This window comes from Diaphorobacter ruginosibacter (assembly GCF_040396215.1).
Classification (GTDB): Bacteria; Pseudomonadota; Gammaproteobacteria; order Burkholderiales; family Burkholderiaceae_C; genus Diaphorobacter_A; species Diaphorobacter_A ruginosibacter_A.
This window is the reverse complement of record NZ_JBEBOW010000144.1, coordinates 1-8740: the sequence shown is the minus strand read 5'-3', so window position 1 is coordinate 8740 and position 8740 is coordinate 1. Positions and strand designations below refer to the sequence as shown.

The window sequence follows — 8740 nt, the reverse complement described above, 5'->3', positions numbered from 1 at the left end:
TCGACCTACCTGAATGAAAAATGCTTGTGCCCCAGGTAGCTTGTAAACACCGGGATCATCACACCCACGGCATGCGCAATGGCTTCACGGAACTGCTCCACATGCAGGGCAGGCAGCACATAGTAGGCAAGCGCCATGCTGATCGCCCACGTCTGGGCGATGGCCAGCAGATTGACGGCGGTGAACCACATCGCCGATCGCATCACATCCTGCCTGGTGTCCTTGAACACGAACAGCTTGGCCAGCACGAATGCCGTGATCATGCCCGTCACGTAGGCCAGCACCACAGCGACCGGGAAACCCACCCACTGGTTGTATACGATGCGGCTGCCGAAATTGACGAGCGCGGCAAAGCCCCCGGTCAGCAGGAAGACCAGGAATTGCCTGGACTTGAATTGCCGCATCATGCGGTTGCATCCTTCGCCATCTTGCGGCCAAAACCGATGCTCTCGGAAATGCCGCGATCTTCCGGATAGTAGTACGACGTGTCCGCGACGTGCAGTCCCTCGATGGGCAGGGACACCGGTGGCAGATGCGAAAGATAACCGGGATCGCAGATGGGCTGCGCATGGCGATAGCGGCTGGCCCGTATATCAATGAAGTCCTCATCCGCCAGAGCAGGATTGATTTTCTTCAGGTACATGCGCACCTTCCCGATGAAGACATCGTCGGGCTCGGCGTATTTCGGATGCTCTCCCGGCATGTAGAAAGGCACATACACGACATGCTCCTTCAACGGGCGCAGGTTGGTGTACTCCACGATTCCGGGGATATCCATTTCCGGATCATTCGTGTTGAGCCAGAAGTTCTCCGTCACCGCCTTCCTCAACTTCGCGATGACGCACACGACGGCAATGTTCTTGAGCGCGCCAAACTTCTCCAGCACGTCTTTCGGGAGGTCCGGCATCAGGCGCGGAACATAGGGCAGAGGCACGGTGCTGATCACGGTATCGAACAGTTCTGTCTCACCGGCCGCACCCTGCACGCCCACGACCTTGCCGCCCTCGATGACGACCTTGCGGACCGGCCATGACAGCCGGATCTCCCCGCCCGCGGACTCGATCGCCTGCTTCATGCCGTTGAGCAGCGTCGAAGATCCCCCTTCCAGATAACCGAGTTTTTCCCGGAACATGCTGTACCTCGAGCGTCCGATCCGGCGGATGCGGCTCCAGATCCATGCTGCCGACAGGCCGTACGTATAGTCATAGAACTTCAGCTCGAAGAGCCGGCGCCACATGACTTCATAAGCCTCCGCTCCCACCCAGCGCCTGATCCAGCCCGTTGCCTCGACATTGTCCAAAGGCTTCCAGTCATCGCGCTTTGTCGAGAGGAATGCATGCAAGCCATAACGGAGCTTACCGATCGGGCCAAGCCCGCGAAACTTCAGCAACGCCCATGGATTGCCCCAGGGCTGAAGCTGGTTACGGTACCAATATCCCATCCTGGTCTCGACCCAGCGCATCTTGCCGGCCAATCCCAGCTCATCCAGCACCTGCAGGAACGCGGTATCCGAGATGCAATGGAAATGGTAATAGCGCTCGATCTCCAATCCATTGAAATCAAACGAGGCCGTCATCCCTCCGACGCGATCATCGGCCTCGAAGACCACGGGCCGATGACCATCGAGGCTGAGCTGATACGCCACGGCCAGGCCCATCGGCCCCGCGCCCAACACCGCTATGCGCTTCTTGCGTGTGCCTGCCATCTCAGAACTCCAGCGCCACTTTGCTGTATTGGGGATCATTGAACGTCTCGTCAACCGCCTGGGCGAACGAGGTCGCCTTCACACCAAATATTCCCGGCCAATCAATGACCTCGAATTCATCCTTGGCAACCAGCGCCGCCAATTGCTGCGTCGTGAAAGGCGGGTTCCTGTCAAACACGGCCCACGTCGCCAGCAAGGCATGAAACAACCAGTAGGGAATGCAGACAATGGCCGTGGAAGATCGCGTCGCCTTCCTGATCTCTCGGATGATATCGATGTAGTCGATCTTTTCATGTCCCGAGATGTTGTAGACGCCAGGGCCTCGCCTGTTTTCGAGGCAGCTGACGATCACATCGCAGAAATCCCCCACATAAAGCGGCTGCCGCATGAACCTGCCGTTTCCGGGAACGGGAAAGACCGGCACCTTCTGCATGAAGCGTGAAAGCCATCCCAGGTGCTTGCGGTCAAACCAGCCGAACATGAGCGTGGGTCGAAGCACCGGGCAGGGTATGCCGCTTTCAAGCACCATCTTCTCCTGGGCAATCTTGCTTCTCGTGTAGAAATCATCCGCCACCGATTCGACGACCGACGAGCTGATATGCACCAGATAAGGCACGGAGTGGCGTTGAATCGCGTTCAGGATCAGGCGCGTGGATTCCACGTTGTTGTCCACGAATTCCTGATAGTCGATACCGCCGATCTGCGCCTGCAGCATCACCACCGAATCCGCGCCCTTGAAGTGCTCCTCCCACGGGCCGCTCCTGGACAGGTCCGCATATTCGACCGTCAATTCCGGGTGCATGTTCCTGAGAACCTGGATGTTGTGGCGATGCTTGTCCAGAACCACGATATTTTTGCAGCCCCTGCGCAGAAGCCGGGCGACAAGGTTCTGCCCCACCAATCCCGCACCACCCGGCAGCACGATTTTTCCGTTCAACATATTTGCTCCAGTTATTGGTTCCGCAGCGCCACTGCGGCCCATTCACCCCATGCATCGCCCGCATCTTCCAACGTGACGTCGTGCATCGCATCATCGGGAAACCCCATGAAACGAAGCATGGACCAGTCCGTGGATTGCGGCAGCGAAGCAGTACCGATCTCGCTTTTCAACAGCTGGCGGCTTGAAACCGGCCCGGTTCTATACATCAGGACATCGCCATTCCTGACCCGCAGCTTGATATGGCCAAGATCGGAATCACCTTTCACATAGGAACTGTAGATCGTCGCTTCAGGCGCGGATTCGGCCGGAACATTGGACGTGCCGTTGAAATTTCTGCTGGAAACCAGGGCCTCGGTTTGAATCGTGTACGCCTGGCGGTCTACTCCGTCCATACGCTCGAAAAACAACCGGGGCAGATCGAGCGTGATGGAGCAACTCCCATCCGACGCCACCAGGCGTACCTGCCGCCCTTGCGCGAAACCCTTGACGTAGCCCTTGAACCCGGCGCGCCGTGCAAAGCTCCCATGACTCCTGCCCAGGTCCTTGCGTGGATTCCCGGTGAGAACATATCCAATCACCACATTGCTCTCATCGATGACTGAAAACTTCCGGGGAACAGTTTGCAGGCGGGTGTTGAGCGCCGATCCCGTCATGCGCAGGAACTCCCCTTTTCCGGGCAACAGCTCCAGTTCATCGACAACGCCCTGGCAGGTGTTTTCAGGAAACGTGCCCACCTTGCCGCCGACACCATCGGCCACACCGGCAAATGGGAAATAGTTCACAAACCCGATATGTCGACGCAATGCCCTGTCGGTCAGGCTCAATACATAACCGGAGTCCGAGAAAAGTTGCCTGACATAAAGAGGATCATCAACACCCAACGTAGCGGCCAGCGCGCCGATCTCCCGGTTGAACATGACCTGATGGTTCAATCGAACGGATCTGGATTGGTAAAGGACCAAGGCCAGCAATACCACGATGACGAGCGCCCCCAGGAATCGCGGGGAGCGTGAAGTGAAGCCATTCACATAGGCATAGCAGGCAATCAACAACGCAGCCCATGCCATCACCGCGGGCGTCGTATATCGCTCCGAAGCAGCCTGGGCGAGGCCAAAGATCAAACGCCCGCCAGCCGTTCCAACCGCGGTGCCGCCAATGAACAGAATGAAGAACAAGAGGCCGGCAACGTAGGGGGATTTCCTCCTGCCCGCGCACCACAACACCGCGACGGCCACGGACCCAAGGACAAGAATGCCGCCAAACACCTCCGCGATCAGAAGCGCGGACCCTGACTTCTTTGCGATGACGTAGAACGGACTTCCAAGATAGATCAGCGAGTAGCGCAAGACCCCGACCGGATCGGCTGCCAGCGTTTTCGTCAGTGAGCCATGCCCCGGTGGCTGCACATATCCGTGGAAATAGCACACCGGGATGATCACGGCCAACGCGAGGAATATCAGCCGCTTTCCCCATGAAAATGGCAAAAGGCATGTCATGAGGAATGCCAACGGCAACGCGACCACGCCATTGGCCATGGTTCCCGCGGATAGCACTCCCAGTATGCACGCCCCAAAGAAGTATTTTCCGGAATGCTCCGCGCTGGCTGCCGCCAGGCAATAAAAAACACCAAGCGGAATCAGTTGAACCAGGAAGAACTGGGATTGGAACCCCCAGGTGAAATTCTCCTGTTGCGTCCAGAGGAACAGCCATCCAAAGACAAACAGCGAAAGCATCAACGCAGAATTCCGTGGCTTGGCCCGTTCCATGGCGATAGCCGACACAAAGCATGCGAACAGAATCGCTGAGAGGGCTGCAAATACGTAATTCAATACGAAGAGCGAAACCGCCTTGAGCCCGAAGAACTCGTAGTCAAGCCAGAAGAAGATCCTGGCCAGGACGATTCTGTGCTCGTTATGTTGACCCCACCACGATGAATAATCACCATCCTGGAGTCCGAATATGAAGGCGTACACGCCATTCCACATATCCCAGAATGGGATTGGAGAATAGTTCCTGAACCCACCCCAGGCGGCAAGGCCAAGCATCAGAATTGCGAAGATGCACAGCCATCCAGTCAGGTGATTCCCGTCACGAAAAGACTTCATATATCCATCTTGTTGAAGACAAACTTCGGCAAGTGGCGAATGATCATCATGATGAGCGCCCATTTACCAGGGGCGTAAACCACATCCTTCCCCGAAGCGATCCCCTGCACGATGGATTTCGAGACCTCCTCCACGGAGGCCAGCCTGGCGCCCTTCTGCTTGAAGCCGGATGTCATCGGGGTGTCGGTCGGCCCCGGCTTGATCAAAACGACCTTGAGCCCGGTTGCGGCAAACCGATGCTGCATGCCTTGCACATAACGCGTGACCAACCCCTTGGCGGATCCATACACATAATTGGACTTGCGGCCACGGTCGCCCGCCACCGAGCCAATGACGGCAATCGCGCCGGAGTCCTGCTTCTCCATTCGAGACGCAAAGGCCTCGGCGAACAGCACCGGAGATACGCCATTCACAAGCAGGCCAGCCTCATTGGCCGCCAGGTCCTGCTGGCAGAGTTTTTGGTCTGGAAGCGTCCCATGGGCGATAAGCACGATATCCAAGGGGCGCGCGCCACAAATATCTTGCGCAAGAGCGCTGATTGCCTGCGCATTCGAGAAGTCCATCACGATGACTCGAATGGCCGTGCCCGGCGTGCGGACCTTCAGGTCTCCTGCCATCGCATCCAGCCGGACTTGATCGCGTCCCACCAGAATCATTTCCTCTGGCATGGATTGCGCCCAGATACGGGCGCAATGCTCCGCCATGGAAGAGGTAGCGCCAATCAGGGCGATTCTTGAATTCTTGCTCACTATTCAGCTTCCCATCAGACGGCGAGACATCGCCGAACTTATTCCCTTATCCCGGAATGCCAGAAACTCGCGGAAGCGAGGATATCCCGCCTCGAAGATATCTCTTGGCATACGCGCATCCTTGGCCATGTAGATCCGCCCCCCCGCCTCCCTGACGATCGAATCCAGCCTCCTGAACAAGGCCTCCGTGCGGACTCCCCGATTGGGAAAGTCGAGAGCCAAGGTGATGCCTGGCATGGGAAAACTCAACATGCCCGGCGCGGGCCGATCACCGAACGTCTTGAGAACGGCCAGAAACGACCCCTCCGCAGAGCGCGATATCTCGCGCAGCATCCGTTCCACGGCATCCTGTCCCGATGCGCGCGGAATGACGCACTGGTATTGGTAGAAGCCTCGCGGCCCATACATCTTGTTCCACTCCAGCAGATTATCGAGCGGATAGAAGAACTTCTCGTAGTGAGCCACCCCGGGGCCCGACTTCCACTTGTTCGCATGGAAGTACAGTGCGTTGAACACCCTGAGGCTCCAGTTGTTGACCAGCGAGATGGGAGGCTCCACCGGCATGCGGCGGCTGCCCTTGTCCAACTCCTGCGCATTTTTCAACGAGGAATGATTTGCGCGCATGAAAATGCCACGCCCGGCGGAGCCGCCAATGCAGTCAATCCACGATACCGTGTGCTCCCACTCCTGCTCGGAACGGTCGGACAAGCTCAGGAACTCGGAAACATCGGAGTAAGGAATGGACTCCGTATCCATCCATGGGCCTTCGACAGGTCGCAACTGGATCCACGCTTCGGCAATGATCCCGGTCAGTCCAAGCCCTCCCACGGTAGCGGCAAACCAGTCCGCGCGAAGATCCGGCCCGCATTCCACGATTTCACCGTCTGAACGGATCAACCGGATATGACGAACGGAATCCCCGAAGGATCCGAAAACATGATGATTCTTTCCGTGGACATCATTCGCAATCGCCCCCCCCACCGTCACCAATTGCGTGCCCGGCGTCACCGGCAGCATCCAGCCACGCGGGGCCAGCAAACGCTGAATATCCCGCAACAGCACGCCCGCCTCACACTTCAAAAGGCCCGTTGACGGATCGAAATCCAGCAGATGATCCAGCCCCCTGGTCATCCAGAGCGTGCCACCGGGATTCAGGCATACGTCGCCATAACTGCGCCCGTTGCCAAATGCGATGGCCGGCGTCGATCCCGCGATCGACGAGCCCACATCGCGTCCATGCGCCAATGGCACCAGGCGATGCTCGGGCTTTCCCAAACGGCCCCATGAATTCACCATGCCCATGAAACACCCGTCGTCCCTGCCGCAAGCACCCCGGCAAAAACCAGGCCCGCCGCCAGACTGGTCCTGTCCTTCATGGCAAACACCAGGGGATCGTCATGCATATTGCCCCTGTGGGCCTGCATCCACATCCAGCTGACCCAGAAAATCATCACGGGAACGGCAACCCAGACGATCTCGACAGACGCGTATAACTTGGATACTGCGTCACTGTTCAGGTACAACGCCAACACAAGCACGGACGAATAGCCTGCGGTAATTCCCATGGTTTGAATCAACGGAGCATCGGTGGTGAGATAGCCACGCCCATGCAGCTTCTCCTTGCCGGAGAGAACCTGCAGCTCGATTTCAGCATACCGCTTGACGAACGCGAGGGATAGAAACAGGAACACCGAAAAAGCAAGCAGCCAGAAGGACAGGCCCATTTGAATCGCCGCAGCGCCTGCGACGATGCGCAGCGTATACAGAAGCGCCAGCGTAAGGCAGTCCACCAGGATAAGTCGTTTAAGCGTCCAGGAGTACGCACACGTGAGCGCGAAATAAACCGCCAGCCAGGCCAGGAACGCCCACCCTACCCAAGCCGCCAGCACCGCGCTGACAACGAGCAACAACGGCGCGACAGCCACTCCATACCAGACCGGAACCAGCCCCGACGCAAAGGGGCGATTGCGTTTGCGCGGATGCATTCGATCGCTGTCGAGATCCAGCAGATCATTGGCGATATAGACCGAAGACGCGCAGAGATTGAAAGAGAAAAAGGCCACGAGCAACTGCTCCATCGCCTCGACATTGAACCACTCATGCGCGGCCAGCAACGGGATGAACAACAGCAGATTCTTCAGCCATTGGTGCACTCTGAGCATCCTCGCCACACCCTCGAGGCCGACGGATCTGGCAGGAAACGCGCACTGCACATTGCCAAGCTGCTGCGCCTGCACGAGAACGCCATCCGAAGCGTTGACGACAACAGCCTTGCGCGACACCTGCCAGACGGCAAGATCCGCGGATGAATTACCAACATAGTCGAACTGCCGAACGCCGTAACGATCGGCAAGAATCCTTGCCTTGTTCCGCCCGGCCATGTTCATGGCGCCATCACTCGCCAGCACATCGTCGAACAGCTTGAGATGCCGGGCGATGGACTCCGCGATACCCTGGTCAGAAGCCGTGCACAGGACGATCCGGCGCCCTTGCGCCTTCTCTTGCTGCAACCAGTTGATCAATTCCTCGTTGTAGGGGAGCAATGCCGGATCCACATGCGAGCGGCCCGCAAGCTGCTTCTTCAAGGCGGCCTTGCCTTGCGCCAGCCACCCGGGCATGGAAAACATGGAGAGCGGCGCATTGCGCGCCGCCTTGAGCGCGGTCTCATGCAACATGTCCGTATGGATCAGAGTTCCGTCCAAATCGACAACCAAAGGAATGCTAGTCACAAAACGCTCTCTGTAAACATCATGCAAAAACAGTCATTGACCCAGGCAACCGCGACACCTCGCGAGTGCGCGTGCCAACCCGTGCGGTAGCGCCCGTTCGGTCAGCGCGGGCAACGCGTTGGACAGCCCGAGGAGCATGGAGATCCGGAGATACAGGCCGGCGGGCCCATCAACATCGTGCCGACGGTTTCACAAAGGCGATCATATAGGCTTGCCTGCACGCCCCGGCCAGTCCGCGCGCTGGAGAACCCGCTGAATGATGCGCAGGCGCTGCAGATTCATGCCATGGACATGATCGTCAACGCAGTGGATTGGACGAGAAGGTAATGGCCGGCACATCCGGGCGGCAAGGGCCGCACCCAAGATTCACGCGCCTATTTTTTTCAATCGCTTCACCGTGCCGGTGGGCGCCCCAAACGGTAATCATGATTACACCCGCAATCATCACCAGCACCAGGAAAACGAAAAAGCCCCAGAACATTTCTGTTCTGGGGCTTGTCGTCTGGTGCGGC

The 8740-nt window shown here is 58.0% G+C and carries 8 protein-coding genes; all 8 read right to left on the bottom strand.

All coding sequences use genetic code 11. The features are described from left to right. Positions 1–5: 5 nt before the first annotated feature. Positions 6–407, bottom strand: coding sequence for a GtrA family protein (locus ABWP92_RS14920; RefSeq protein ID WP_353236186.1), 402 nt, complete (start codon positions 405–407; stop codon positions 6–8). Continuing rightward, positions 404–1705 (bottom strand): NAD(P)/FAD-dependent oxidoreductase, encoded by a 1302-nt coding sequence (locus ABWP92_RS14915; protein ID WP_353236185.1) that lies wholly within the window; start codon positions 1703–1705, stop codon positions 404–406. The genes ABWP92_RS14920 and ABWP92_RS14915 overlap by 4 nt, the downstream gene beginning before the upstream one ends. Before the next feature lies 1 nt (position 1706). Beyond that, positions 1707–2645: an NAD-dependent epimerase/dehydratase family protein gene (locus tag ABWP92_RS14910; protein WP_353236184.1), complete on the bottom strand. Its 939-nt coding sequence runs from the start codon at positions 2643–2645 to the stop codon at positions 1707–1709. 11 nt (positions 2646–2656) lie between these two features. After that, positions 2657–4750: a hypothetical protein gene (locus ABWP92_RS14905; protein WP_353236183.1), complete on the bottom strand. Its 2094-nt coding sequence runs from the start codon at positions 4748–4750 to the stop codon at positions 2657–2659. Further along, complete coding sequence (locus tag ABWP92_RS14900) at positions 4747–5499, bottom strand: SDR family NAD(P)-dependent oxidoreductase (protein WP_353236182.1); 753 nt, start codon at positions 5497–5499, stop codon at positions 4747–4749. The genes ABWP92_RS14905 and ABWP92_RS14900 overlap by 4 nt, the downstream gene beginning before the upstream one ends. 3 nt (positions 5500–5502) lie before the next feature. After that, positions 5503–6801 (bottom strand): FAD-binding oxidoreductase, encoded by a 1299-nt coding sequence (locus ABWP92_RS14895; RefSeq protein WP_353236181.1) that lies wholly within the window; start codon positions 6799–6801, stop codon positions 5503–5505. Continuing rightward, positions 6789–8228: a UbiA family prenyltransferase gene (locus ABWP92_RS14890; protein ID WP_353236180.1), complete on the bottom strand. Its 1440-nt coding sequence runs from the start codon at positions 8226–8228 to the stop codon at positions 6789–6791. Before ABWP92_RS14890 ends, ABWP92_RS14895 begins: the two co-directional genes overlap by 13 nt. Positions 8229–8526: 298 nt before the next feature. After that, positions 8527–8740, bottom strand: a 214-nt coding sequence (locus tag ABWP92_RS14885) for a hypothetical protein (RefSeq protein ID WP_353236179.1), incomplete at its 5' end; no start/stop codon positions are given.